This is a genomic window from Methylobacterium nonmethylotrophicum (assembly GCF_004745635.1).
Classification (GTDB): domain Bacteria; phylum Pseudomonadota; class Alphaproteobacteria; order Rhizobiales; family Beijerinckiaceae; genus Methylobacterium; species Methylobacterium nonmethylotrophicum.
The window spans coordinates 69,444-94,807 of record NZ_SRLB01000001.1 but is presented as its reverse complement, the minus strand read 5'-3'; the positions used below and the strand labels follow the sequence as shown (position 1 = coordinate 94,807).

The following is a 25,364-nucleotide window of genomic DNA, read 5'->3' as shown; positions in this document are numbered from 1 at the left end:
AGGGGGGGTGGGGTGTGAACCAGGAGCTCGGCGAGCGGGCGGCGGTGATGGAGGTCGGCCGCGAGGTCGGGGCGGTGACGCAGGCCGCCGCGATCCTGCGGGCGGTGGCGGGCGCGCGGGACGCGCTCGGGGTCACGGCGATCGCCCGCGCCGCGGGGGTCAGCCCCTCGACCACCCTCAACATCCTGCGCACCCTGGTGCACGAGGGCTTCGTCGCCCTCGCGCCGGACACCAAGACCTACCGCCTCGGCCTCGGGCTGCTCGAGGTGGCGCGCCCGCTCCTCAACCGCTCGGACGTCGAATTGCTCCAGCCCGGGCTGCAGCAGGTCGCGACCGAGTTCGAGGCGACGGCGAGCGTCTGGCAGGTGGCGCCCGACGACAAGGCGCTGCTCCTCGGGCGGATCGTGCCGGCGAGCGGCATCCACATCGAGTTCCGGCTCGCCACCCGCATCCCGGCCTATGCCGGGGCGATCGGCCGGGCGGTGGCGGCGGCGGGCCAGCGCGCCGGCCTCCTGCCGCGCGCCACCCTGCGGGCCCGGTTCGGGGCGATCCGCTGGCACGTCCCGGTGCCGTTCGAGACCTACCTGGAGGAGGTCGAGGCCGCGTCCGGCCGCGGCTACGCCGTCGATGTCGGCCACCTCATCCGCGGCGTCACCTCGGTCGCCGCCGCCCTGTGCGACCGTAACGCTAGGCCGCGCCTCGTCGTGGCGGCGCACCTCTTTCAGGGGCAGCTCACCGAGGAGCGGCTGGCCGCGCTCGGCCTCGGCTTGCGGGCCCTCGTCGCGACGGCGCAGCCGGCGATGTTCGGCGCGGCCGGGACGCCGGGGCCGCCGGCGCCGCGCCGGGGCGGCGCCCGCTGACAGGATCTCGCCGATCCGTCCAGCGGGTCTGCCCTGCGGCGGTCATCGGGAAGCGCGCGTCGCGGGAGCGCCATGGCGGCGGCGCCGGCCGCCGTGCTAAGCGCGAAGCCGATCTTCCGGAGCCAGGCCATGCCGACCCTGACCCATCTCGACGCCGCCGGCGCCGCCAACATGGTCGACGTCACCGACAAGGCCGCGACCGACCGGGCCGCCCGCGCCGAGGGCCTGGTGGTGATGAACCCCGACACCCTGCGGCTGATCCGCGAGGGCGACGCCAAGAAGGGCGACGTGCTCGGCACCGCGCGGCTCGCCGGCATCATGGCGGCCAAGCGCACCCACGAGCTGATCCCGCTCTGCCACCCGCTGCTCCTCACCAAGGTCAGGGTCGAGTGCGAGCCGGACGAGACGCTGCCGGGGATCCGCGTCACCGCGGAGGTGCGGGTCCAGGGCCCGACCGGGGTCGAGATGGAGGCGCTGACCGCGGTCTCGGTCGCGTGCCTGACCGTCTACGACATGGTCAAGGCCGCCGACCGGGGCATGCGGGTCGAGGGCGTGCGGCTGCTGCACAAGAGCGGCGGCCGCTCCGGTGTGTGGGAGGTCTCCTCCCACAGGGAGGCCGGCGAATGAGCGCGCTCCTTCCCGTCGCCGAGGCGCTGGCGCGCATCCTCGCCGGCGCCAAGCCCGTCGAGCCCGAGACGATGCCGATCACGGCCGCCGCCGGACGCACGCTCGCCGAGGACGTGCGGGCCTTGCGCACCCAGCCGCCCTTCGCGACCTCCGCCATGGACGGCTACGCCGTGCGCGCCGCCGACGTCGCCGGGGCCTCGCCCGAGGCGCCGGTGCGGCTGACCGTCACCGCGACCAGCGCCGCCGGCCACGGCGCCCGCGGGCCGGTGGGCCCGGGCGAGGCGATCCGCATCTTCACCGGCGCGCCGCTGCCCGAGGGCGCCGACACGATCGTGATCCAGGAGGACACGCTGCCTGAAGGCGATGCGGTGCTGGCGCGGGTCGGCAACCCGCCGGGCCGCCACATCCGCGGCAGCGGGCTCGATTTCCGCGAGGGCGACCGGCTGCTGACGGCCGGCGAGCGCCTCGACGGCTGGCGGGTGGCGCTTGCCGCCGCCGGCGGCCACCCGACCCTGCGCGTCCGGCGCCGGCCGCGCGTCGCGGTGCTCGCCACCGGCGACGAGCTGGTGCGGCCGGGCGAGCCGGCGGACTGGGACCAGATCGTCGCCTCGAACGGCCTGGCGCTCGCCGCGATGGCGGAGGCGGCCGGCGCCGAGGCGATCGACCTCGGCATCGCCGGCGACACCTTCGCCGACCTTGAAGCCGCCATCACCCGCGCCCGCGACGCCAAGGCCGACCTCCTGGTCACGCTGGGGGGCGCCTCGGTCGGCGACCACGACCTCGTCCAGTCGGCGCTCACCCGGCAGGGGCTCGATCTCGGCTTCTGGCGCATCGCGCTCCGGCCCGGCAAGCCGCTGATGCATGGCCGCCTCGGGCCGATGGCGGTGCTGGGCCTGCCCGGCAACCCGGTCTCGTCGGTGGTCTGCGGGCTGCTCTTCGTCCAGCCGCTGATCCGGGCGCTGCTGGGCGATCCTGATGCCGGGGCCGACCGCAGCGAGCCGGGCCTCCTCGGGCGCGACCTGCCCGCCAATGACGGTCGCCAGGACTACATGCGGGCCGCCCTCGACACCGCGCCGGACCGGCTGCCGGTGGTCCACCCGGCCGAGCGGCAGGATTCCTCGATGCTCTCGGTCCTGGCCCGCTCCGAGGCGCTGCTGATCCGCGCGCCCCACGCGCCGGCGGCCCGGGCCGGCGATCCCTGCCGCATCCTGCGGCTCGACCGCGGCCTGTGAGGCGATGCGAGCCTCACGGCCCGGAATCATCTTGGGAGCCTGGGGAGCCTTGCGGCACCCCGGCGCGCCTATTCCGGCTGGACGCTGCCGCCGCCGGTCTTGCGGTCGTAGGCGGTGATCGCCGCCCGGCACTGGGCCGAGAGCTTGGCGCGGTTGCGTGCGAAGCAGCGCTCCACCTCCGGGCTGTCCGGGTCGGCGCCGGCGCACAATTTGAAGTAGTCGCCGGCACAATTCATCTGCAGGCCCTGATCGTCCCGCTGGGCGAGGGCCGGCGTCACCGCCAGGAGCGTCAGGAAGGCCGCGGCTGCGGCGGGTGCACGAAGCGACTTCGGGTTCAAGGCGTCATCCCCGCTGGAGAAACAGAGCCCCTAGGGTAGGTGCCGCGGGCCGCCGGACAAGCGCGGCCAGGTCACACAGGTGCGCGACCTGCTGCGCGAAGCGGGCGGCGCGTCGGTGCGCCTCACGCGGTCCGGCCGGTCGCCGATCCCGGTTATCAACCCCGTTAGATAATGATGGCCGAGATACTTGGCAATGTCGGTCTTGTCGTATTAAGCTCAAGCTTCACATGCTTATAGACAAGCTGGATCTCTACAGCCGAGCTTGGATTAAAATTCGCTGAATAGCCTTTTCAGAGAGCATTAAAATCCACGGCTTTATTGCGGCGCCGAACGAAGCACGAGGCGGCTCACAATCGGCGCGCCGCGGCTCCGGCCGGGCATCCTGCCTGGGCCGCGGCCCGGCCCCGGCAGCCGCGAGGCGAACCGGCGATGCACGACGACGAGACCGATACCGACGCTCCGGCCGGGCCGGAGCCGGGATCCCGCGGGCGGCCCGCCGGAAAGCCCGACAGGGCAAGGGGCGAGCTCGACGCCGCGACGCGGCGCCGGCTCGGCCGGGCCCTGCGTGCCCACTACGCCGACCTGTTGAACGCTCCCGTGCCGGAACGGTTCGCGGCGCTGCTCGCCGGGCTCGATGCGGGCGCCTCGCCGGGGGAGGCCGCCGGCGCGGCCGAGAGCCCCGCGGCCGGTCAGGAGGACGCGCGATGACGCCGTCGATGAAACCCGTCGATCCCGAGATGCGCGCGCTGCTGCTGGGCTCCATCCCGGCCCTGCGCGCCTTCGCGTTCTCGCTGACCCGCGACCTCGACCGCAGCGACGACCTGGTGCAGGAGACCCTGGTGCGGGCCTGGACCAAGGCGGACAGCTTCACCCCCGGCACCAACCTCTACGCCTGGCTCTTCACCATCCTGCGCAACCTGTTCTACTCCGAGCAGCGCAAGCGCCGGCGCGAGGTCGAGGATGCCGACGGGGTGATGGCCGGGCGGCTGACCGCTCTGCCGGACCAGGAGGCGCGGGTCGAGCTCTCGGCCTTCCAGGACGCGCTGAGCACCCTGCCGGCCAACCAGCGCGAGGCGCTGGTGCTGGTGGGGGCCCAGAACTTCACCTACGAGGAGGCGGCCGAGATCTGCGGCGTCGCCGTCGGCACCATCAAGAGCCGGGTCAGCCGGGCGCGCGGTCGCCTGGTCGAGCTCCTCGGCATGACCGGCCCCGACGACATCGGCAGCGACGGCGCGACGCTCGCCGCGATGGGCAATCCGTGAGGCGGCCGCGCGCTCCCGGCCCGGGCTCCTGTGAAGGCGACGGCCGGGGCGCCGCGGTCCCGGAACCGTTTTCGGGCCGGGGCGGTTTCGATGGCCCGGCGACGGACCTGCGGCGCCGTCCGATCGCGCCTGCGGCGCCTCTCAATCCGTGGAGTTGGTCGATGCCCCGCCCCTACGAAGCCGTCGCGGATGCGATCCGCACCGCCCGCGCCATCGTGATGCAGGAGGGCTCCGCGCTCGCCGCGGCGGCGCGGGGCGGGGACGACGCGGCGCTCGACGCGGCGAGCTGCGATCTCGTCAGCCGGATCGCCCAGGCGATCCTCGACGCCGAGAACGATGCCCTGGCGCGCGGGCTCGTGGCGCCCGACGCCCACCCGGCGAAGCGGCTGAGCGCATGACGCTCTATCTCGGAGGCCCGAGGCCGCCTCAGAGACCCGATCCTTCCGCGCCCTTGCCCGCCTCGATCGCGGCCTCGTAGGCCGCGAGGCTCGGCGCCGCCGCGGGCAGGGCCGGGATCCGGACCTCCGCCAGCCGGTTGCGGGCCTCCACCAGCGCGTCGAGCAGCATCGAGGTGTCGCGGCTGAGCGGCAGCAGCAGGCCGCCTCCCTCGGCGCGGATGCGCTCGGCCGGGGCGCCGGTGTCGAAGGCGACGACCGGGTAGCCCGCCGACCACGCCTCCGACAGGACGTAGGAATAGGTCTCGGGCCAGACGCTCGACAGGAAGACGTAGTCCGGATCGGCCTCCGCCAGCAGGCGCGGCAGGTCCGCGGGGTCGTAGGCGCCCGTCACCGTCAGGTTGGCGAGACCCGCCGCCCGCCGCGGGTCGGCGACGGAGCCGATCACCGTGAAGGCGATCGGCCGCCGCTCCCGGGCCGCGCGCTCGGCGAGCGCCACGACGAGCTCGAAGCCCTTGTGGTGGCCGATGGAGCCGACGAGCGCCACCCGCACCGCCCCGGTCCGGGCCCGCCGCGGCCGCGCAGGCGTCGCCGCCGGCGCCGCCTCCGGATGCGGCACCACCGCGATGCCGGTGAGGCCGAGGCGGTGCGCATAGCGCTCCGCGGTGTCGCGGGAGGGCGCCACCAGGCGCCGGGCGCCGCGCAGGATGCGCTCGTTCGTCGCCAGCCAGGCGTCGAGGCCGCCGCCCATCAGGGCGTTCTGGTCGGCGTAGTCGTGCGTCACCCCCCGCACGGTGCAGTGGCGGCAGACCTCCGGCGGCGGCTCCTCGCAATAGACGTCGCGTCCGTCGACGAGGTGCACCTTCGGGCAGTACCACTGGAAGTCGTGCAGCGTGACGGCGTAGGGCCAGCGGCCGGAGAGCAGCCGGTCGAGGAGGGCCGTCGGGTAGCCGAAGCGGGCGTTGAGGTGGAGGTCGATGGCGACGCCCTGCCGTTCCAGCGCCTCCAGGAGGGCGAGCAGGCTCCCGGGCCTGAGGCTCAGGGCCGCGCCGGCGGTGTCGAGGGTCAGGCTCAGGCGCCGGCCGGCCGGCGCCAGGGCGGCGATCTCGTGGTCCGGCGCCCGGTTAAGCCCGCGGACCTGGTCGACGTAGCGCGTCGCGCCGCCGCCGAGGCCATGCCCGAGATGCAGGGTCAGGCGCCGTACGCTCTGGGCCAGCAGCGCCCCGAGGGCGCCGACCCGCACCGGCTCGAGGGGGTCGGCGGCGATGAACGCGTCGACCTCGTCCTGGTAGTCCGGGTAGCGGGCGACGAGCCGGTCGTGGTTCTGCGCCAGGATCGCCAGCCGCTCGGCCTTGCCGAACGACACCGAGCCCTCGTGCTCGACATACGTGTCGGTGGCGGCGACGTGGATCCAGCCGAGGTCGCGGGCCTTGAGGCACCAGTCGACCTCCTCGCAATAGCCCCGGCCCCATTCGGGCGAGAGCCCCCCGACCTCGTCGAGGGCCTGCCGGTTCAGGTGGAGGCAGAAGCCCACCCCCGTCGGGATCGTCACCGGCTGGGGAGCGGCGGCCTCGAAGGCGGCGTCGATCGCCGCCGGGGTGAACCCGCGGAGCGGGCCTTGCGCCTCCGGCATGCCCGGGAAGCCCAGGATGGTGGCGTTGTTCGAGAGCGGGGTGGCGCTGGCGATGCCGGGGCGGCGGTGGCAGGCGCGGGCGAGCTTCTCCAGCGCGCGGGGCGCCAGCACCGTGTCGGCGTTGACGAGCACGGCGTCCTCGCCCGGCTCGAGCAGGGCGAGCCCGGCATTCACCGTGCCGATGAAGCCGAGATTGGCCTCGTTGCGCAGGACCGTCAGGCCCGGACGGCCCTCGGCCGCGAGCGCGTCGAGGGCGCGGGTGACGCCCGGATCGGGCGAGGCGTCGTCGATCACCAGCGCCCGCATCCGGCCGGGCGCGAGCTGCGGCAGCAGCGAGGCGAGGCAGCGCTCGAGGTCGGCGAGACCGTCATAGACCGGCACGATCGCGCAGGCGGGGGGCGGCGTGCGGCCGCTCTCCGGCACCGGTTCCGGCGCGGCCGGCTCGGCCAGGACGAGGCGCGCGCCGCCGCCGGGCCGGATTGCCGCGACGAGGCGGTCGCGCAGCGCCCGGCGCTCCGCGAGGGTCGCGGACGGGTCGTTGCGGAGCAGGAGGGTCCGCGCCTCCGCCTGGGCCAGCTCGATGCGGCCGCGCAGGTGGCCGAGCACCGGCCCGGCCCCGACCGGGCCGACCGCGAGGTCGGTGCCCGGCGGCAGCGCGCCGGGCGGGAAGGCGAAGGCGGCCGAGTGCCGGCCGAACCGCTCCAGCAGGTCGGGCCGCGGATGGGTCTCGACCTCCGCCACCGGCTCGCCGTCGCGGACGGCCCGCACGAGGCTCGGCCGGTCGGGCCCGGCCGCGTCGAACACCCAGCCGGTGACGCGGCTCGGCGCCTCGACGTGCAGGCTCGCGCGCAGGCGCGGGGCGTAGGGCCCGAGCTTCACCAGGGTGTCGCCGGCCCGCACGGCGAGGAGGTGGGGCTGCCCGTCGAGGGCCCAGGCCGGCAGCGTCAGGCGAAAGCCGTTCCAGCCGCCCTCGCGGCTGCCGAAGCGCAGCTCCGGCCGGTAGATCGCGGGCAGGACCGCCTCGCCCTCCAGGCCGTCGACCACGAGGTGCAGGGCCGGCAGCGGGTCCGACGACAGCGACGAGACCCAGCCCTCGACCGCGCCCGCGACGATGCCATCGAGATGGAGCGTGTCGCGCCCGGGCCCGACCGCGATCCGCTGCTGGTCGGCGCGGCCCGGCTCCACCACCGTCAGCCGCAGCGTCGCGGGAGCGGCCAGCAGCGCCGGGTCGAGGGCGGCGTGCAGGTAGGTCGTGCCGTTCTCGACGAAGCGGCGCTCGACCGGCAGGTCGCGCTCGCGCTCGCCGCCCCGCGCCAGGGTGAGCGCGACGGCGTCGGCCTCGGCGCCGGGATTGAGGGCCACCAGCACGCCGCAATTGTAGAGCCGGCCCCAGGCGACCGGGCCGGGGGGCGGCACGAACCAAAGGCGCCCCGTCTCGGCGAGGCGCCGCGCGCGTTTCAGGATCGTCACGTCGCAAAAGACCGCACAGGAGGGAGCCGCCGGCACCGGCCGGCGGGAATCGATGCCCCCTCCTAGCCGAGACCGGGGCCGTCTGCGAAGGACCGCAGCGTCACAGCGCCGGCCCCGCCCGCCTTCAGGCGCGCGTGATCGCGTCGAGCACCCGGTCGGGGGCGATCTGGTGCAGCATGTGGCCGGCGCCCTCGACCGCGACGAGGCGGCTGCCGGGGATGTGGCGGTGGAGCGCCACCGCCTGGTCGGCGTGGGAGAGCAGGCGGTCGCCGGTGCCCGACAGGATCGTCACCGGCGCGCGCAGGGCGGCGTAATGCGGCCGGAGCGCGAAGGCGTCCGGCACCAGCAGGACCGATTCGGCGGCGGCCGTGCGCAGCTGCGAGGGCCGCAGCACCATCTCGACCGGGAAGTCGCGCGCGAACCGCTCCGGCACCGGGCTCGGCCCGAACAGGCGGCCCAGGATCCGCGGCCAGAGCAGGCGGCTCGCGACCGGGGCGAGCGTGTGGCTGATGAGGTCGCCGAGGCCCGGCAGGCCCTGGGGCGCGAACAGCAGGCTGTCGATGCGCGGCGACGGGAAGTAGTAGCCCGATTCGAGCACCAGGGCGCGCACCCGGCCCGGGTCCTGCAGCGCCAGGGCGATCGCCACCTGCGCCCCCCAGGAATGGCCGAGCACGGTCGCCTCGTCGACCCCGAGGCTGTGCAGGGCGCCGCTGATCAGCCCGGCCTGCATCGCCGGTGTCCAAACCCGGCTGCGGGGCCGTGCGCTGTAGCCGAAGCCCGGCCGGTCGACCACGATCACCCGGTGCGTCCGCGCCGCCCCGTCGACGAGGCCGCTCACCAGCCAGTCCTGGATCAGGCTGCCGTTGCCGTGCAGCAGCACCAGGGCCGGCCCCCGCCCGCGCTCGAGCACGTGCAGCCGCGTCCCGCCGACCTCAAGGAACCGCCCGACCGGCGGCGTCTCCCGCTCCGCCGCGCGGGCGCGCCGCCCGTTCTCGACCGCGCCGGCGCCGAGGATCGCGGCACCGGCGAGGGCGAGGCCGGCGGCGGGGGACAGGGCGCGCGGCGGGCGGGCGTGTCCGGGATGGAGATGTGCGGGCATGCCTTCACAACGGCGGGGCGTTGGGTTGGTTCGCGGCGGGGGGCGGGCGCGCTGTTGGTGCCGGTGATGCCAGGGCCGTGGCGGGGCGGCACAGGGAGTGGCGCGGGTCTTCTCCTCTCCCCGCGGGCGGCTTGTAGGTCCAAACACCGCTAATGAAGCCCAACCCTTTGTAAAGGCGAATACTTTCCCCTCCCCCTTGTGGGGAGGGGCTAGGGGTGGGGGTGGTGCCGAACGAAGCTCGCGCTCTACGCGGCACCACCCCCACCTCCAACTCCTCCCCACAAGGGGGAGGAGAGGCGCGCGACCTTTAATGGGGGAAGAGGTCGGACTAGGTTGTATGGATGCGATAGCAGTGGGCGGGGAGAGGGGAAGGCCCGCCCCTTCTTCCTCTCCGGATAGCGTTTCCGGTCCCGGCCTGGAGCAGGCCAGCAAGACTGGAACGGATCCGGGATCCGCCCCAGGCCTCGCCGCGACGCGGCGCGGTCACGGCCCCGCCCCCGTGAGCGCGCGGTCCGCCGGGACGCGGCCGAAGGGCAGGAGCAGGTTCCGGGCCGCCGCCGCGACCGCCGCGACGCCCCGGACTCCCCGCATCAGGTCGATCTCGCCGCGCTGCTGGTGGCGGATCGCGTGGGCGAGCAGGCGCACCCGCGGATCGCCGGCCTGGCTTAAGGCCTCGTCGGCCATCTGCACGGCGCCGGCGTGGTGGCGGCTCATCACGGCGACGAAGCGCGCGTCGAAGTCCCGCCCGCTCGCCCGGCGCAGGCCCTCGACCTCGCCCGGGCTCGCCATGCCGGGCATCGCCTCGCGCTCCTGCGGCGGGCAGAGCGGCGAATCTGCCGGGAACCAGCTGTCCCACCACTGCATCATCACGGCGATCTCGCCGTTCTGGCCGGCGACCATCAGCCGGGCGAGGGCGCGCAGGCGAGGGTCCTCGGCGTGCTCCGCCGCCAGGCCCGCGAGCTCGGCGCCCTGGGCGTGGTGCTCGGTCATCCGCCGCAGGGTGCTCTGGTCGGAGGCCGCCGCACCGCCGAGATGCGGCACCTCCCAGCCGAGCCAGCCGAGGAGCGCCAGGATCCCGAGCGCCGAGGCGCCCGCCGCCGCGAGGCCGGCCCAGAGGGCGGCAAAGCCCCGGTGGGCCGAGGGCACCCGCCCCGCGACCCGGTCGCGCAGCCAGGGAAACAGCGGGTAGAGCGAGGCCGAGGTCAGGTGGACCAGGAAGCCGATCCAGTAGGGCTGCTCAAGGGTGAAGAGCGGCTGGCGGAACGGCAGCAGCGGCACCAGCACGAACCATTCGAGGGCGGAGGTCAGGAGCGCCCAGGGCCCGCACAGGACCAGGAGGGTGGCGGGCGACAGGCCCGCCGTCCAGCGGCCGAGGAGCCCGAAGAACACCAGCGCCCAGGAAAGATCCGCCCATTGGTGAAAGAGGATGCCGGCCGCGACGACGGGCCAGGTCGGCTCGGTCTGGAGCGCCGCGTCGCGCAGCGGGATCGCCGCCACCACCATCCAGTCCACCATGGCGTCGCGCCCGATGCGGGCGGCGGTGAACTGGCTCACCAGGGTCGAGAAGGTGCTGCTGAGGAGCCCCAGCAGGGCAGCGGCGCGCCAGGCGGTGGCGGGCCCGAAGGGCCGGATGGGCATCGTGACGGATCGCTCCCGCGCGGGGTCCGTCCAACGTCTTACGGGAAGGCGGACGCGCGCCACGACAGCCTATGTTGCCCGCTCGCACCATTGCGCGGCCCCGAGCGGTCCCGTCCGGCGCGGCTTCCTGCGGCCGCGCGGCGATCGGCCGTCGTCGCGTGAACCAAACCATGGTGCGGTGCGTTGAGCTGAACCCCGAGGTTTGCAGCGCCCCATGTCCCACTCACGCTTCGTCAAGGCCGATGCGCCCCCCTCCCCGCTCGTCGGTCCCTTCGGCCCGGTCCTGACCGGCGTGTCGCGCGGGCTAGAGGAGCTGTTTCCCCCGTCGAGCTGCGCCGCGGGGCGCGGAACCCTGACGCCGGGACCGAGCGCAACGCCGTCGCCCCGGTGCTGCGGCCGCGCACGCCTCCCGACCCGCGGCTGATCTGATCAGCCGGTCGTCTCCCGCAGGACCAGCCGGAACCCGAGGTCGATCACCGCCGGCTCCCGGTCCTCGCCGTCGAGGAGGCGCAGCAGCAGGGTCCCGGCCTGGTGGCCGATCTCGGTGGCGTCGACCGCGATGGTCGAGAGGCGCGGCACGCATTGGCGGCCGATCTCGAAATCGCCGAAGCCGAGGAGCTTCATGTCCTGCGGCACCCGGATGCCGCGGCGCTGACACTCCGTCAGGGCGCCGAAGGCCGAGATGTCGGAGACGAGAAACACCGCCTCCGCGCCGCCGCGGGCCAGCAGTTCCGTCATCGCCTCGGCCCCGTGCGCGAAGGCCCCGGCGGCCCGGCCATGATGCAGGATCAGGCTCTCGCCGAGCCCGGCCTCCTTCAGGCCGTCGCGCAGGCCGCGCAGGCGCTCCTCGCCGCGAAAATCCCGGGCCTCGCCGGTCCGCTCCGGCCCGAGCCCTGCGATGCGGGTGGCGCCGAGATCCGCCAGGGTCCGGGCCGCGAGCCGGCCGGCCTCGTAGTTCGAGAAGCCGACCGCCCGGTCGATCGGCGCCTCCGGCCGGTCCCAGATCTCCACCACCGGCACGCCGGCCCGGGCGAGGAGGCCGCGGGCGGCGGGCAAGCGGTGCATCCCCGACACCACGAGGGCGTCCGGGCGGCGCGACAGCATCGCGCGCAGGACCACCTCCTCCTCGGCGAGCGAGTAGCCGGTGACGCCGATCAGGGGCTGGTAGCCGCGCGGGCGCAGCGCGGCGGTGAGGCCGGCGGCGGTGTCGGCGAAGTTCGGGTTGATCAGCGTCGGGACGACCAGGGCGACGAAGCCGGTGCGCCGCGACGACAGGCCCCCCGCCCCGCGATCCGGCACGTAGCCGAGCTGCTCGACCGCCGCCAGCACCCGCGCCCGGGCCTCGTCCGAGACGAGGCCCGGCTCGGCCAGCGTGCGCGAGACCGTCATCGGCGAGACGCCGGCGAGGCGCGACACGTCGCGCATCGTCGGCGCCCGGCGAAGGTCCCGACCCTGCCGGGCGCGGTTCCCGGTCACGGGCGAGCTAAGCAGGTTCGCATGGCGCAACTCTGCTTATCTTCTTGTTTTTGCATCATTTTCACCGCCGAACCGGTGACCGCTCCGGCAAATGATGCTTAGAACGCGAGGTGGACCTTGATCGCCCGGCTGCGGTCGGCGGCGAGGGCGAAGGCCTCGTCGGCCCGGGCCATCGGCATCTCGGCCGAGAGGATCGGCCCGACATCGATCCGGCCGGCGGCCAGCAGCGCCACGGCGGTGCGGTACTCCTCGTGGAACCGGAAGGCGCCGACGAAGTCGATCTCGCGGGCCATCAGGAGGTTGGCCGGCACCGGCACGTCGCCGGGCGGCATCATGCCGAGCTGCACCACCCGGCCGCCGGGCCGCACCACCCGGAAGAGCGAGGCGAGGGCTGCCGGCGCGCCGGTGGCCTCCAGCGCGACGTCGAAGGTGCCCTTGTCGGCCTCGTAGGCCGCCAGCCGCTCCGGCTCCGTGCCGACATTGATGGTCTCGGCGGCGCCGATCTCGCGGGCGATGGCGAGCGGCCCGTCCGCAAGGTCGGTGCAGACGATCCGCCTCGCGCCGGCGAGCCTCGCGGCCATCAGGCACAGGAGGCCGATCGGCCCCGCCCCGGCGATGAGGACGTGGCGGCCCAGAAGCTCGCCCGCCCGCCGCACCCCGTGCAGCGCCACCGCCAGTGGCTCGCCGCAGGCCGCGACCCGCATCGGCATCGACCCGGGCACCACCACGCACTGGTCGGCCCGGGCGAGGAAGAGCTCGCTGAAGGCGCCCTGGACGTGCGGGACGATCGCCGCCGAGCCGAAGAAGCGCATGGAGCGGCACAGGTTCGAGCGGCCGGCGCGGCAATAGTCGCAGGACAGGCACGGCCGGCTCGGATCGACCGCGACCCGGTCGCCGGGCTTCACCGCGGTGACGGCGGCCCCGACCCGCGTCACCGTGCCGGCGACCTCGTGGCCGAGCACCATCGGCTCGCGCAAGCTGAAGTCGCCGACCCGGCCCTTGCCGTAATAGGACAGGTCCGAGCCGCAGATGCCGCCGGCGCCGAGCGCCACCACGACCTCGTCCGCCTCCGGCTCGCGAAGGGAGACCGCCTCGACCCGCAGGTCCTTGGCGGCGTGGATGCGCGCGGCGAGCGTCATGGGCGTCCTCTCCTCCCGGTCCGGCTCCCTGGCGCGGCGGAGCCGGGAAGCCTCTTGCCTTGGTACCGGTACCATGGTTCCTTCCCGGCACAAGCGCAATCGCGGCAGTGGCCCTGACGGTCGCCTGTCCGACCGTGCGCGGGGAGGAAGCGCCGGTGTCGACTGCCTTGTTCGATCTGTCGGGCCGCCGGGCCCTGGTGACCGGCTCCAGCCAGGGCATCGGCCTGTCGCTGGCGCTGGGCCTCGGCCGTGCCGGAGCGGCGATCGTGCTGAACGGCCGCGATCAGCAGAAGCTCGACGGCGCGGTGGCGGAGCTGCGGAAGGAGGGCATCACGGCCGAGGCCGCCGCCTTCGACGTGTCGGATGCCACCGCCGTGAAGGTGGGCGTCGACCGGATCGAGGCCGAGATCGGCCCCCTCGACATCCTGGTCAACAATGCCGGCATCCAGCGCCGCACGCCGCTCGAGGACTTTCCGGTCGAGACCTGGCACGAGCTGATGCGGGTCAACCTCGACAGCGTGTTCTATGTCGGCCAGGCGGTCGCCCGGCACATGATCGGCCGCCGGCGCGGCAAGATCATCAACATCGCCAGCCTGCAGAGCGAGGCGGCGCGCTACTCCATCGCCCCCTACACCGCCTCGAAGGGCGCGGTGAAGAACCTGACCAAGGGCATGTGCACCGACTGGGCCCGCCACGGCCTGCAGGTGAACGGCATCGGCCCGGGCTACTTCGCCACGCCGCTGAACCAGGCGCTGATCGAGAACCCCGAATTCGATGCCTGGCTGAAGAACCGCACCCCCGCCGGGCGCTGGGGCCGGGTGGAGGAATTGCAGGGCGCCGCGATCTTCCTGGCCTCGGCCGCCTCGGACTTCGTCAACGGGCAGATCCTCTACGTCGACGGGGGTGTCCTGGCGACGTTGTAACGTCGCCCCGACGCTGTGACGTCGCCTCAGAGCCTGTTTGACTGCGGAGAGCGGGATCGCATGGGCCCGATCTATCCCATCCACGGCCTCATCCTGAGGTGCGACTGAAAGGAGCCTCGAAGGAGGGCTCCAGAAGCCACTGCGATCCCTGGAGCCTCCTTCGAGGTCAGTCGATCTTCAATCGACTGACACCTCAGGATGAGGTGGAGGGTGGGATAGATTTGCCAGACATGTCAAACAGGCTCTCAGCCCCGGCGGGCCGTCACGCCAGCGCGCGGCGCACCTCGGCGACGTCGAGGACGTCGTTGAGCGTCTGCTCGAAGCGGGCGAGCAGCAGGTCGATCTCGGCGTCGGTGCAGCAGAGCGGCGGCGCGAAGCCCACGATGTCGTCCGCGAAGGCGCGGAAGACCAGGCCGTTGCGGTAGCCGAAGCGGGCGAGGTGCCCGGAGATCCCGAGGTCCGGCGCCGGCTTCGTGCGCCGCGCCTTGTCGGTGACGAGCTCGATGCCGGCGAGAAGCCCCCGCACCCGCACGTCGCCGACGAGGGGATGGTCGGCGAGGCGCCTCAACCCCGCCGCGAAGCGCGCCCCCGCCCGGCGGCCGTTCTCCAGGATGCCGCCCTCGGTGTAGAGCCGCAGGACCTCGAGGCCGACCGCGGCGCTGACCGGATGGGCCGAGTAGGTGAAGCCGTGGCCGATCGGCTTGGCCGCCGGCGCCCCGTCCGCGATGGCGCGGTAGATCCGGTCCGACATGAGCACCGCGCCCATCGGGCTGTAGCCCGAGGTGAGGCCCTTGGCGACCGTCATCAGGTCCGGCACCACCCCGTCATGCTCGACCCCGAAGAGCGGGCCGGTGCGGCCGAAGCCGGTGATGACCTCGTCGGCGACGAACAGGATGTCGAGCTCGCGCGCGGCCTCCCGCATCGCCTTCAGCCATCCGTCCGGCGGCACGATCACGCCGCCCGAGCCCTGGACCGGCTCGGCGAAGAAGGCTGCGACATTCTCCGACCCCAGTTCCCCGACCTTGGCCTTCAGCGCCGCCACCGAGGCGGCGATCACCGCCTCGTCCGTGTCGCCGGCCGGGTTGCGGTAGGGATAGGGCGAGGGGATGTGGTGCTGGAGCGGGGTCGGCGCGTCGAAGCCGTCGTGGAAGGCCGGAATGGCGGTGAGCCCGGCGCCGATGGTCGAGGAGCCGTGATAGCCCCGCTCCAGGGCGATCATGTGCTTCTTCGCCGGCCGGCCGGTGACGTTGTGGTAGTAGCGGATGAACCGCACCGCCGAATCGACCGCGTCCGAGCCGCCGAGGGTGAAGTAGACGTGGTCGAGGTCGCCCGGCGCCAGCTCGGCGAGGCGGGCGGCCAGCCGGATCGCCGGCTCGCTCGAGAAGTGGAAGTAGCCGGTGGCGTAGGGCAGCCGCCGCATCTGCTCGGCCGCTGCCTCGACGATCGACTCGTGGCCGTACCCGACATTGACGCACCACAGGCCCGAGAAGCCGTCGAGGAGGGTGTGGCCCTCGGCATCGGTGAGGGTCGCGCCTTTCGCCGATTGCAGCACCGTGGCGCCCCGCGCCTCGTGACCCTTCCACGAGATCACCGGGTGGATGAGATGGTCGCGATCGAGCTCGATCAGGGAATTGGCGCGCATGGGGTGAGGCTCCGGGCGGCGGGCCTTGAGGATGCGCGGGGGCTGGTGGGATTTTCCGCCGAGATGGGTGTGCGGCACCGTGTGGGGCGCGGGTTTGAATGGGGTGAGGCGGCAGAATCGGCGGGCGGCAGGGTTGTCCGGGGAGGATTCCTTAAAGAATCAGGCGCGGGATCCCCTCTCCCGTGTGGGAGAGGGGTAGGGGTGAGGGTGACACGGTTCCGGATAAGACACTGGCCGACACGCTGCCAGCACCACGCTCAGCGGTTTACTCGGAAGCGTGTCACCCTCACCCCCGGCCCCTCTCCCACACGGGAGAGGGGAGACGTGCCTCTTCTTTTGCCCGACAGCCCTGTCCTCTGGGAAGGAGAAGCGCCTTGTCTGAAAGCGGATTGCCCTACGCCGCCACCCCCCGCCCCGCACGCACGTCATCCAGCCACCCGGTCCGCAATTCCGGCACCGAGGACAGCAGCAGCCGCGTATACGGCTCCTTGGGATCGGCGAGCAGCGCCTCCGTCGGGCCGGATTCGACCACGCGGCCGTGCTGGAGCACCATCACGGCGTCGCTGATCGAGCGGATCACCCCGAGGTCGTGGCTGATGAACACGTAGGCGACGTCCAACGCGCGCTGGATCTCGACCAGCAGGTCGAGCACCGCCTCGCCCACCACCGTGTCGAGCGCGGAGGTGACCTCGTCGCACAGGATCACGTTGGGCTCGGCGGCGAGCGCGCGGGCGAGGTTGACCCGCTGCTTCTGGCCGCCGGACAACTCGCCCGGGTAGCGCTCGGCGACGCTGCGCGGCAGGCGGACCTGATCGAGGAGCTGCATCAGCCGCTGCCGCCGGGCCGCGGCGCCGAGGCGGTGGTAGAAGGCGAGCGGCCGCTCGAGGATCTGGCCGATGCTCTGGGCCGGGTTCAGCACCGTGTCGGCGTTCTGAAACACGATCTGGACCCGCCGCAGGGTCTCCCGGTCGCGCTGCGCGAGGGCCGGCGGCAGCACCCGTCCGTCGAGCCGCACCGCGCCGCGGGCGGCCGGCACGATGCCGGCGATGACCCGGGCGAGCGTGCTCTTTCCCGAGCCCGACTCGCCGATGATCCCGAGTGTCTCGCCCCGGCGCAACGAGAAACCCACGTCGTGCAGGATCCTGATCCCGGGCAGGCCGTCGGGCCCGGCCGGGCCGTAGCCGGCGGTGATGCCGGTGGCGGCGAGCACCGGGGCCTCGCCGGTCTCTGTCGGCGCTTCCGGCCCTTTCCGCTTCACGGGGGCCGCCGCCGCGATGAGCTGGCGGGTATAGGGGTGGGCGGGTGCGCTCACCATCTGCTCGACGGCGCCGATCTCGGCGAGTCGCCCGTGGCGCAGGACCGCGATGCGGTCGGCGATCTGGGCCACCACCGCGAGGTCGTGGCTGACATAGATCCCGGTGATGCCGCGGTCGCGGATCGCCGCCTTGAACGAGACCAGCACCTCGATCTGCGTCGTCACGTCGAGCGCCGTGGTCGGCTCGTCGAAGATGACGAGGTCGGGATCGTTGAGGAGCGCCATGGCGGCAAGCAGCCGCTGCAGCTGCCCGCCCGACACCTGGTGGGGATAGCGCTCGCCGATCGTGTCGGGGTTCGGCAGGGCGAGTTCGGCGAACAGCGCCTTCGCCTTGGCGGTGGCGGCCTCCGCCGTCAGCGAGCCGTGGATCAGCGCGCTCTCGATCACCTGCGCCATGATGGTGCGGGCGGGGTTGAACGAGGCCGCGGCGCTCTGGGCGATGTAGGCGATGCGATTGCCGCGCAAGCGCCGAAGCTGGGAGGCCGAGCAGGCCAGAACCTCGGTGCCGAACACGTCGATCGATCCGCCGCGGATCGCGCAGCCCCGGCGGGCGTAGCCCATCATGGCGAGCGCGATCGTGGTTTTCCCCGAGCCCGATTCGCCGATCAGCGCCAGCACCTCGCCGCGGGGGATCGCGAACCCGACCTCGTGGACGATCACCGTCTCGCGCCCGTCCTCGGCCTTCGCCGCGACCGTGAGGGCCTCGACCCGGACGGTGCCGCCCTCGCGTGCCTGCGCCATCGTCACCGCCCTCCCGCCCGTGCCCGGCCGGGCAGGTTGTCGACCAGGAGGTTCACCCCGATGGTCAGGATCGCGATCGCGACCGCCGGCATCACCACCGCCGGGGCGCCGTAGCTCAAGCCCGCGATGTTCTCCCGCACCAGCGAGCCCCAATCGGCGTAAGGCGGCTGCACGCCGAGCCCGAGGAACGACAGGCTCGAGAGCAGCAGCAACACGAAGACGAAGCGCAGGCCGAAATCGGTGGCGAGGGGTCCGACCATGTTCGGCATCACCTCGCGCAGCATGATGTAGAGGCGGCCCTCGCCGCGGGCGCGGGCCGCCAGCACGAAGTCCTCCGCCGCGATGGTCACGGCGAGCGCCCGGGTGATGCGGTAGCAGCCCGGCACGTAGATGAACGCCATGGTCAGCACGAGGACCGGCAGCGACGAGCCGAGGCCGGCGATCAGCACCAGCGCCAGCATCTTGGAGGGGATCGACGTCAGGGCGTCGAGGGTGCGGCTCAGGATCGCGTCGGTCCAGCCGCCGACGACCGCCGCGAACAGCCCGAGCCCGATGCCGCAGGTGCAGGCGAGCGCGGTGGCGAGCGCCGCGATGCCGACCGTGTAGCGGGCGCCGAGCAGGATCCGGCTCAGCATGTCGCGGCCGAGATAGTCGGTGCCGAGCGGATAGGCCCGGCTCATCGGGCCGAACACGTCGACGTCGACCACGGCGCCGGCATCGTAGGGGCTCAAGAGCTGGCCGAACGCCGCGACGAAGATCCCCGCCAGGACGATCGCGGCGCCGAGGGCGGCGACGGGGTGGAGGCGCAGGCGCATCCGCGGGGCGGCCGGGGCGATGTCTGTCACGGTCTCGCTCATGCGTGCCGCAGCCTCGGGTTGGACAGGATGGCGACGATGTCGGCGCAGGTCACGAGCAGCAGGTAGACGGCGCAGAACACGATGGCGCAGGCCTGCACGACCGGCATGTCGCGCATCGACACGCTGTCGACCATCAGCTTGGCGATGCCCGGATAGTTGAAGATCGTCTCGACGATGATGACGCCGCCCAGCAGGTACGACAGGCTGAGGGCGACCGCGTTGGCGATGGCGCCGACGGTGTTGGGCAGCACGTGGCGCAGCACGATCCGGGCCGGGCTCGCGCCCTTCAGCGCCGCCATCTCGACGTAGGGCGACGTCATCGCCTCGATCACCGCGGCCCGGGTCATCCGCACCATCTGGGTGACGACCACGAAGGACAGGCTCATCACCGGCATCGCCACGGCGCGCAGGAATTGCAGCGGGCTCGCGGAGCGCGGCATGAAGGACAGGGCCGGCAGCCATTGCAGGTGCACGGCGAAGATCAGCACCGCCAGGGTGGCGACCAGGAATTCGGGGATCGACACCGCCGAGATCGTCACCACGCCGACTGCCCGGTCGTAGAGCGAGCCGCGCCAGACTGCCGCCGTGATGCCCAAGGTCAGCGCCAGCGGCACCGAGATGCCCGCCACGATGCCCGCCAGCAGGAGCGAGCTCGACAGCCGGGCCCAGATCAGGCCGCCGACCGGCTGGCGGCTGACGAGGGAGACGCCCGCATCCCCGGTGAGGAGCCCGCCGAGCCAGGCCGCGAAGCGCTGGATCGCCGGGGCGTCGAGGCCGAGCGCCTGGCGCAGGCCGGCGACCGCCTCCGGCGTCGCGCTCTGGCCGAGGATCGCCTGGGCGACGTCGCCCGGCAGGAGCTGGGTCGCCCCGAACACGACCACCGAGACGAAGAGCAGCGTCGCGAGGGCGACGAGCACGCGGCCCGCGATCATCGTCACCATGCGGCGGCTCATGTGCCCTCCCTGGTCCTCGGTCGGCCCTCACGGGCCGGTGGGTCGTTGCAAGTTCGGCGCCTCGGACTGATCCGGTGTTTCGGGATGGAGACCCGCCGAGACGATCGAGGAAGCCCCGAACTCATCCTTCACACCCGCGACCTCATCCTGAGGTGCCGGAGCGTAGCGGAGGCCTCGAAGGAGGGCTCCAAGTCCCTCCAAGGCTTCTGGAGCCCTCCTTCGAGGTCAGTCGATCTCCGATCGACTGACACCTCAGGATGAGGTTGCGTGTTGGATGGATTGCCGGATCGGGTGGATACTTCTGCGACGACCGCATCGCGCGTCCCGTTGCGTTCTGCAGGACCTGCGGTTCTGGATCCCGGGCTCTCGCCTTCGGCGAGCCCCGGGATGACCCTGTGAGGTGGGAACGGATGCCCACATCCTGCCGGTCTTGCAGCGGAATGGCCCTTACGCGTCCAGCCACGCATACTCGCCGAACGCGTACCCCATCAGGCCGCCGGTCGGCATCGGGCGGATGCCCTTGAGCTTGCCGGAATGGACGTCGAGGTTGCTGATGAAGGTCGGGATGCCGATACCGGCGCCCTCGTGCACCAGCACCTGCGCGTCGTGGTACATCTGCTTGCGCTTGGCCTCGTCGCGCTCGGCCCGCGCCGCCACGATCAGCTGGTCGAATGTCTCGTTCTTCCAGCGCGACTCGTTCCAGTTCGCATCCGACTTGAAGAACAGACTGAACAGGAGGTCGGCGGTCGGGCGCGGGTTGATGTTGCCGAAGCAGAAATTGTTCTTCATCCAGTAGTTCGACCAGTAGCCGTCGGACGGCACCCGCTGGACGTCGAGGTTGAGGCCAATCTTCTTGGCCTCCTGCTGCAGCAGCACCGCCATCTCGACCGAGGCGTCGGCGGCCGGCGAGGCGACGAGCGGGATGGTCGAGCCGAGCACGCCCGCCTTGCCGAAGTGGAACTTGGCCTTCTCGGGGTCGAAGGAGCGCTGCGGGATGTCGGCGGCGTGGTAGCGGTTCGTGGACGGGATCGGGTGGTCGTTGGCGACCTCGGCGTAGCCCCGGTAGATCGCGCTGCGGATCTGGTTGCGGTTGAGGAGATGCTTCATGCCGAGCACGAAGTCCGGGTTGGCGCCCGGGCCCTCGTCGAGGCGGGCGATCAGGTTGGTGTAGAGGCCGGCCTTGGTCTCGAGCACGTTGAAGCCGCCGGCGCTCTCGATCACCCTGAGCGAGCGCGGATTGATCACCGCGGCGATCTGCACGTCGCCGGACAGAAGGGCGTTCAACCGCGCCTGCTCGTCGGCGAGGCCGAAGAACTCGATGCTGTCGAGGAACGGGCCGGGCTGGCGCCAGTAGTTCGGGTTGCGCACGGCCATGGCGCGCACGCCCGGGGTGAACTCCTTGCAGATGAATGGGCCGGTGCCGATCCCCTTCGAAAAGTCCGTCGTGCCGGCCTGGACGATGTGGAAATGCGACGTGCCGAGGATCATCGGCCAGTCGGCATTGGCGCCGGTGAGCACGATGCGCACCTCGTTCGGGCCGGAGGCCTCGACCGAGGCCATCTGCTTGGCCAGGGTATTCGCCTTCGAGCCGACCGCCGGGTCGAGGTGGCGCTTGAGCGACCAGACCACGTCCTCGGGCGTCAGCGCCTTGCCGTCGTGGAAGGTCACGCCTTTCCGGATCGCGAAGGTCCAGGTCCTGGCGTCCGGGCTGTCGAAGCTCTCGGCCAATTCCGGGGTCGGGGCGCCGGTCTGGTCGATGAAGACGAGCTTGTTGTAGAAGAAGTTGCAGCGGACGTAGTCGCTCGCGGTCGTCTGCTTGGCCGGGTCGAGGGTGTCGGCCGTGGAGCTGGTATAGGTGCAGACGCGGATGTGGCCGCCGCGCTTCGGGGTCTGGGCGAGCGCCCGCGTGGCGCCGCCGAACACCGCATTGCCCGCCACGAGGCCCAGGCCGGCCGAGCCGAGCAGGCTTAAGATGTCGCGCCGCGACGCCCCCCGGCGCAGACCGTCGAGGACGCGGCCGCGCTCGGAATGGCTCAGGGTCTCAAAGGCGTCTGCGTCCGCTCGCGACATCGTCTTCCCCTCGAAATGCCTGGTGCCGCCGGGCGGCGCCGGTTCCGGTGCGGTGCGGCACGCGATGCCGTACCGCCGAAATTTTGGGCATGATCCGTCCGGCACAAACAATCATCACCATCTTCGTAGGATTGTCAACAATCCGAATCGTCCGATCGCGACGCCGCGACGCTCCGGGTCGGCGTCGACGCCGTCGGCATCCGCCGGCAGCAGTGTGCCCGGCACATGCCGGGTCGAGCGCCGCCCCCGGGGCGGTGAGCCACGGCACCGGGGCCGGTCTGTTCCGGTCCGGCGGCCTCCTGTCGATCCTCCGCGGGCCCGGCCGCATCGCCGAGGCGCACCGGCCGGACGAGTCGATCGGCCTTGCCGACCTCGATGCGGACTGCGCGATGCTGCACCGCGTCATCGCATATCACAGTCGAGCGCAGACGAACCGGATGAATTCACGCGCGTTGTCGGGTCCAGGATCTAACGAATCCAGGATCCGACAGGAGAGCAGCATGCGTTCGATTTTCGCAGGACTCGCCGCCGGCCTTCTCGTCGCCGGTGCGGCCTCGGCCCAGACCGCCGCCCCCTCGACCGCCCCCGGCACCGCCGGAACGGGTCCCGCCGCCACCGGCACCGTCGCGCCGGTCCAGAACAACACCGGCGGCCGCGCCGGCGGCGTCGTGGCGCCCGGCCCGACCGGCGCCTCGACCATCACCGGCAACTCGGCCGCCGGCGGCAATGCCGGCCAGCCGTCGCGGGCGGTGCCGCAGGGCAGCAGCAACAGCGGCGGCAGCAAGTAGCGCCGCGCCGGGCGGACGCCATATCCCGTTCCTATCGCGCCCGCCCGCCGATCGTATTGGAATCGCTCCGCCCGGCGGGGTAACACCGCTCCCAAGAGCCGGCCGGCCTCCGCAACGAGGCCGGCCTCACGACAGGGAGCGAGCATGAACGCCCATCAGCACTTCATCGGCGGCACCTGGACCGGCGGCGAGACGACCCTGCCGGTCATCAACCCGTCGCACGGCCAGGAGATGGCCCGCATCGCCCGTGGCGGCGCGGCCGAGATCGACGCCGCCGTGAAGGCCGGCCACGCCGCCATGGAGGGCGAGTGGGGCCGCCTCGACGCCGCCTCCCGCGGCCGGCTGATGCTGAAGCTCGCCGACCTGATCCGCCGCGACGCCGAGATCCTGGCGAAGATGGAGAGCGAGGACGTCGGCAAGCCGATGAGCCTTGCCCGCAACGACGCCCAGGTCTGCGCCCGCTACTTCGAGTATTACGGCGGCGCCGCCGACAAGGTGCACGGCGACACGATCCCGTTCCAGAACGGCTTCACCGTCATGACCGTCTACGAGCCGCACGGCGTCGTCGGCGTCATCGTGCCGTGGAACTATCCGCTGCAGATGACCGGCCGCTCGGTCGCCCCGGCGCTGGCCATGGGCAACGCGGTCGTGCTCAAGCCCGCCGAGGACACCTCGCTCTCGGCGCTGCATCTGGCCAAGCTCGCGGCGGAAGCCGGCTTCCCGGCCGGCAGCCTCAACGTGGTGACGGGCCTCGGCGAGGAGGCGGGCGCCGCTCTGGCCTCGCACAAGGGCATCCACCACATCAGCTTCACCGGCTCGCGCGAGGTCGGAATCCTGATCCAGGCGGCCGCGGCCAGGAACACGATTCCCGTCACGCTGGAGCTCGGCGGCAAGTCGCCCCAGGTGGTGTTCGCCGATGCGGACCTGTCGGAGGCCGGCACCGTCATCGTCAAGGCGATCACCCAGAATGCCGGCCAGACCTGCTCGGCCGGGTCGCGGGTGGTGATCGAGGACACGATCTACGACAGCTTCACCGCCGACCTCGCCCGGCGCTTCAAGGACCTGCGGGTCGGCTCGGGCGAGCAGGACCTCGACCTCGGCCCCGTGGTCAACGCCAAGCAGTGCGAGCGGGTGCAGAGCTACATCGATCTGGCCCGCCGCGACGGCCTGACGATCCTGGCCGAGGGCGAGCTCGGCACCAACGTTCCGGGCGACGGCTACTACGTCCGCCCGACCCTGATCGGCGACGTGCCGCCGGACCACCGCCTGGCTCAAGAAGAGATCTTCGGGCCCGTCCTGGTGGCGATCCGGGTGCGCGACGAGGCCGAGGCGCTGAAGGTGGCGAACGGCACCGAGTATGGTCTCGCCGCCGGCATCTGGACTCAGGATCTCGGCAAGGCGCTTCGCCTGTCGAAGGGCATCAAGTCGGGCCAGGTCTTCGTCAACAATTACGGCGCGGGCGGGGGCGTCGAGCTGCCCTTCGGCGGCGTGAAGGGCTCGGGCCACGGCCGCGAGAAGGGCTTCGAGGCGCTCTACGGCTTCGGCGCCATGAAGATGATCGCGATCAAGCACGGGGTCTGACGGCCATGTCGGCGGGGACTTTGGCGGCGGGGAGTGGGGCAGTGGGGAGTAGGGTCCTGCCGCTCAGCGGCCTGACGGTGGTGGCGCTCGAGCAGGCGGTGGCAGCCCCCTACTGCTCCTCGCGCCTGGCCGATGCGGGCGCCCGCGTCATCAAGATCGAGCGGCCGGAGGGCGACTTCGCCCGCGGCTACGACGCCTCGGTGAACGGGCTGGCGAGCTACTTCGTCTGGCTCAACCGCGGCAAGGAGAGCCTGGTCGCCGACATCAAGGACCCGGGCGACGCGGCCCTGCTGCACGCCGTCCTCGCCAGGGCCGACGTGTTCATCCAGAACCTCGCACCGGGCGCCGCCGCCCGGGCGGGCTTCGGCTCGGAGGAATTGCGGGCGCGCTACCCGCGGCTCATCACGGTCGACGTCACCGGCTACGGCATGGGCCATTCCTACTCCGACATGAAGGCCTACGACCTCCTGGTCCAGGCCGAGAGCGGGCTCGCCGAGATCACCGGCCACCCGGCCGGGCCGGGCCGGGTCGGGGTGTCGGTCTGCGACATCGCCTGCGGGATGGCGGCCCATGCGGCGGTGCTGGAGGCGCTGATCGCCCGGGGCATCACCGGCGAGGGGGCGAAGCTCGAGGTCAGCCTGTTCGACGGCATGGCCGACTGGATGAACGTGCCGCTCCTCTACTTCGAGGGCACCGGCCGGGCGCCGCAGCGGGTCGGCCTCGCCCACCCGTCGATCTGCCCCTACGGCGCCTTCCCGACCCGGGACGGGGCCCTGGTCTTGATCTCGATCCAGAACGAGCGCGAATGGGCCCGGTTCTGCGCCGCGTTCCTGCGCCAGCCCGACCTGCCCTCGCGGGCGGGCTTCGAGAGCAACAACGCCCGGGTTGCGAACCGCCCCGAGGTCGACGCGGTGGTGGCGCGGGTCTTCTCGGACCTGAGCCGCGACGAGGCGGCGGACCGCTTACGCACGGCCGGCACGGCCTACGGCTTCGTCAACGGCCTGTCCGATCTCGTCACGCACCCGGCCCTGCGGCGGGTGACGGTGGAGACCGAGGCCGGCCCGGCCTCGATCGTCGCGCCCCCGGCGCTCCGCAACGGGCAGGCCCCGGTGCTGGGGCGCGTGCCGGGGATCGGCGAGCACAGCGAGGCGATCCGGCGGGAATTCGCGGCGTAAGCTTTACCAAACGTCGAGAAGTCGAGCACACTCCCCTCTCCAGGCGATGCCGGGCTTGCCCGGTATCGCTGCAAGGTGTGGGAGAGGCGCCGTGGCGATCGTAGATCGCACGTGAGGGTGCTACGGTTCTGAGTCTAGCTCTAACCGTCG

Annotated in this window: 21 protein-coding genes; 10 read left to right on the top strand and 11 right to left on the bottom strand. The window is 72.6% G+C overall.

What is annotated here, in order from left to right:
* Window positions 1–14 precede the first annotated feature (14 nt).
* The 3 genes from EU555_RS00430 to EU555_RS00420 all read left to right on the top strand — a co-directional run bounded on the left by EU555_RS00430 (window position 15) and on the right by EU555_RS00420 (window position 2,719).
* A complete protein-coding gene (locus EU555_RS00430) occupies window positions 15–860 on the top strand; it encodes an IclR family transcriptional regulator (protein WP_135412485.1) in 846 nt (281 codons plus the stop codon).
* Window positions 861–989: 129 nt separating this feature from the next.
* On the top strand, window positions 990–1,487 hold the full coding sequence (gene moaC / locus EU555_RS00425; protein ID WP_135412484.1) for a cyclic pyranopterin monophosphate synthase MoaC: 498 nt from the start codon (window positions 990–992) through the stop codon (window positions 1,485–1,487).
* Entirely contained in the window at window positions 1,484–2,719 is a 1,236-nt protein-coding gene (locus EU555_RS00420) for a molybdopterin molybdotransferase MoeA (protein WP_135412483.1), read from the top strand. The genes moaC and EU555_RS00420 overlap by 4 nt, the downstream gene beginning before the upstream one ends.
* 68 nt (window positions 2,720–2,787) lie before the next feature.
* On the opposite strand, the gene EU555_RS00415 is transcribed toward EU555_RS00420, so the two are convergent.
* Window positions 2,788–3,057, bottom strand: coding sequence for a hypothetical protein (locus EU555_RS00415; RefSeq protein ID WP_135412482.1), 270 nt, complete (start codon window positions 3,055–3,057; stop codon window positions 2,788–2,790).
* A 429-nt stretch (window positions 3,058–3,486) separates the two neighbouring features.
* On the opposite strand from EU555_RS00415, the gene EU555_RS00410 reads away from it, so the two are divergent.
* The 3 genes from EU555_RS00410 to EU555_RS00400 all read left to right on the top strand — a co-directional run bounded on the left by EU555_RS00410 (window position 3,487) and on the right by EU555_RS00400 (window position 4,717).
* Window positions 3,487–3,765, top strand: a complete 279-nt coding sequence (locus EU555_RS00410; protein ID WP_135412481.1) for a NepR family anti-sigma factor — start codon at window positions 3,487–3,489, stop codon at window positions 3,763–3,765.
* An 8-nt stretch (window positions 3,766–3,773) separates the two neighbouring features.
* Window positions 3,774–4,319, top strand: a complete 546-nt coding sequence (locus EU555_RS00405; RefSeq protein ID WP_135412894.1) for a sigma-70 family RNA polymerase sigma factor — start codon at window positions 3,774–3,776, stop codon at window positions 4,317–4,319.
* Window positions 4,320–4,480: 161 nt separating this feature from the next.
* Window positions 4,481–4,717 carry a hypothetical protein gene (locus tag EU555_RS00400; RefSeq protein ID WP_135412480.1) on the top strand — a complete coding sequence of 79 codons (237 nt, stop codon included), beginning with the start codon at window positions 4,481–4,483 and terminating at the stop codon, window positions 4,715–4,717.
* 28 nt (window positions 4,718–4,745) lie between these two features.
* Here the strand turns inward: EU555_RS00400 and EU555_RS00395 are convergent, their stop codons facing one another.
* The 5 genes from EU555_RS00395 to EU555_RS00375 all read right to left on the bottom strand — a co-directional run bounded on the left by EU555_RS00395 (window position 4,746) and on the right by EU555_RS00375 (window position 13,169).
* Window positions 4,746–7,817, bottom strand: a complete 3,072-nt coding sequence (locus EU555_RS00395) for a glycosyltransferase (RefSeq protein WP_135412479.1) — start codon at window positions 7,815–7,817, stop codon at window positions 4,746–4,748.
* 124 nt (window positions 7,818–7,941) lie between these two features.
* Complete coding sequence (locus tag EU555_RS00390; protein WP_135412478.1) at window positions 7,942–8,916, bottom strand: alpha/beta fold hydrolase; 975 nt, start codon at window positions 8,914–8,916, stop codon at window positions 7,942–7,944.
* Between the two features lie 483 nt (window positions 8,917–9,399).
* A complete protein-coding gene (locus tag EU555_RS00385) occupies window positions 9,400–10,554 on the bottom strand; it encodes a DUF305 domain-containing protein (protein ID WP_135412477.1) in 1,155 nt (384 codons plus the stop codon).
* A 429-nt stretch (window positions 10,555–10,983) separates the two neighbouring features.
* Window positions 10,984–11,979, bottom strand: coding sequence for a LacI family DNA-binding transcriptional regulator (locus EU555_RS00380; protein ID WP_135412476.1), 996 nt, complete (start codon window positions 11,977–11,979; stop codon window positions 10,984–10,986).
* Window positions 11,980–12,128: 149 nt separating this feature from the next.
* Window positions 12,129–13,169: an L-idonate 5-dehydrogenase gene (locus tag EU555_RS00375; RefSeq protein ID WP_135412475.1), complete on the bottom strand. Its 1,041-nt coding sequence runs from the start codon at window positions 13,167–13,169 to the stop codon at window positions 12,129–12,131.
* 155 nt (window positions 13,170–13,324) lie between these two features.
* On the opposite strand from EU555_RS00375, the gene EU555_RS00370 reads away from it, so the two are divergent.
* Entirely contained in the window at window positions 13,325–14,092 is a 768-nt protein-coding gene (locus EU555_RS00370) for an SDR family oxidoreductase (protein ID WP_135412474.1), read from the top strand.
* A 262-nt stretch (window positions 14,093–14,354) separates the two neighbouring features.
* Here the strand turns inward: EU555_RS00370 and EU555_RS00365 are convergent, their stop codons facing one another.
* The 5 genes from EU555_RS00365 to EU555_RS00345 form a co-directional block, all read right to left on the bottom strand.
* Entirely contained in the window at window positions 14,355–15,734 is a 1,380-nt protein-coding gene (locus EU555_RS00365) for an aspartate aminotransferase family protein (protein ID WP_135412473.1), read from the bottom strand.
* Between the two features lie 394 nt (window positions 15,735–16,128).
* Window positions 16,129–17,790: an ABC transporter ATP-binding protein gene (locus EU555_RS00360; protein WP_135412472.1), complete on the bottom strand. Its 1,662-nt coding sequence runs from the start codon at window positions 17,788–17,790 to the stop codon at window positions 16,129–16,131.
* A gap of 2 nt (window positions 17,791–17,792) precedes the next feature.
* Window positions 17,793–18,647, bottom strand: coding sequence for an ABC transporter permease (locus tag EU555_RS00355; RefSeq protein ID WP_135412471.1), 855 nt, complete (start codon window positions 18,645–18,647; stop codon window positions 17,793–17,795).
* On the bottom strand, window positions 18,644–19,600 hold the full coding sequence (locus tag EU555_RS00350) for an ABC transporter permease (protein ID WP_135412470.1): 957 nt from the start codon (window positions 19,598–19,600) through the stop codon (window positions 18,644–18,646). The genes EU555_RS00355 and EU555_RS00350 overlap by 4 nt, the downstream gene beginning before the upstream one ends.
* 447 nt (window positions 19,601–20,047) lie before the next feature.
* Window positions 20,048–21,670, bottom strand: coding sequence for an ABC transporter substrate-binding protein (locus EU555_RS00345; RefSeq protein WP_135412469.1), 1,623 nt, complete (start codon window positions 21,668–21,670; stop codon window positions 20,048–20,050).
* 500 nt (window positions 21,671–22,170) lie between these two features.
* Here EU555_RS00345 and EU555_RS00340 point away from each other — a divergent pair, with 500 nt between their 5' ends.
* The 3 genes from EU555_RS00340 (at window position 22,171) to EU555_RS00330 (ending at window position 25,214) form a co-directional block, all read left to right on the top strand.
* Entirely contained in the window at window positions 22,171–22,458 is a 288-nt protein-coding gene (locus EU555_RS00340; protein ID WP_135412468.1) for a hypothetical protein, read from the top strand.
* Between the two features lie 144 nt (window positions 22,459–22,602).
* Window positions 22,603–24,039 carry an aldehyde dehydrogenase family protein gene (locus EU555_RS00335; RefSeq protein WP_135412467.1) on the top strand — a complete coding sequence of 479 codons (1,437 nt, stop codon included), beginning with the start codon at window positions 22,603–22,605 and terminating at the stop codon, window positions 24,037–24,039.
* Between the two features lie 41 nt (window positions 24,040–24,080).
* Entirely contained in the window at window positions 24,081–25,214 is a 1,134-nt protein-coding gene (locus EU555_RS00330) for a CaiB/BaiF CoA transferase family protein (protein ID WP_245524068.1), read from the top strand.
* The last annotated feature ends 150 nt before the right edge of the window (window positions 25,215–25,364 follow it).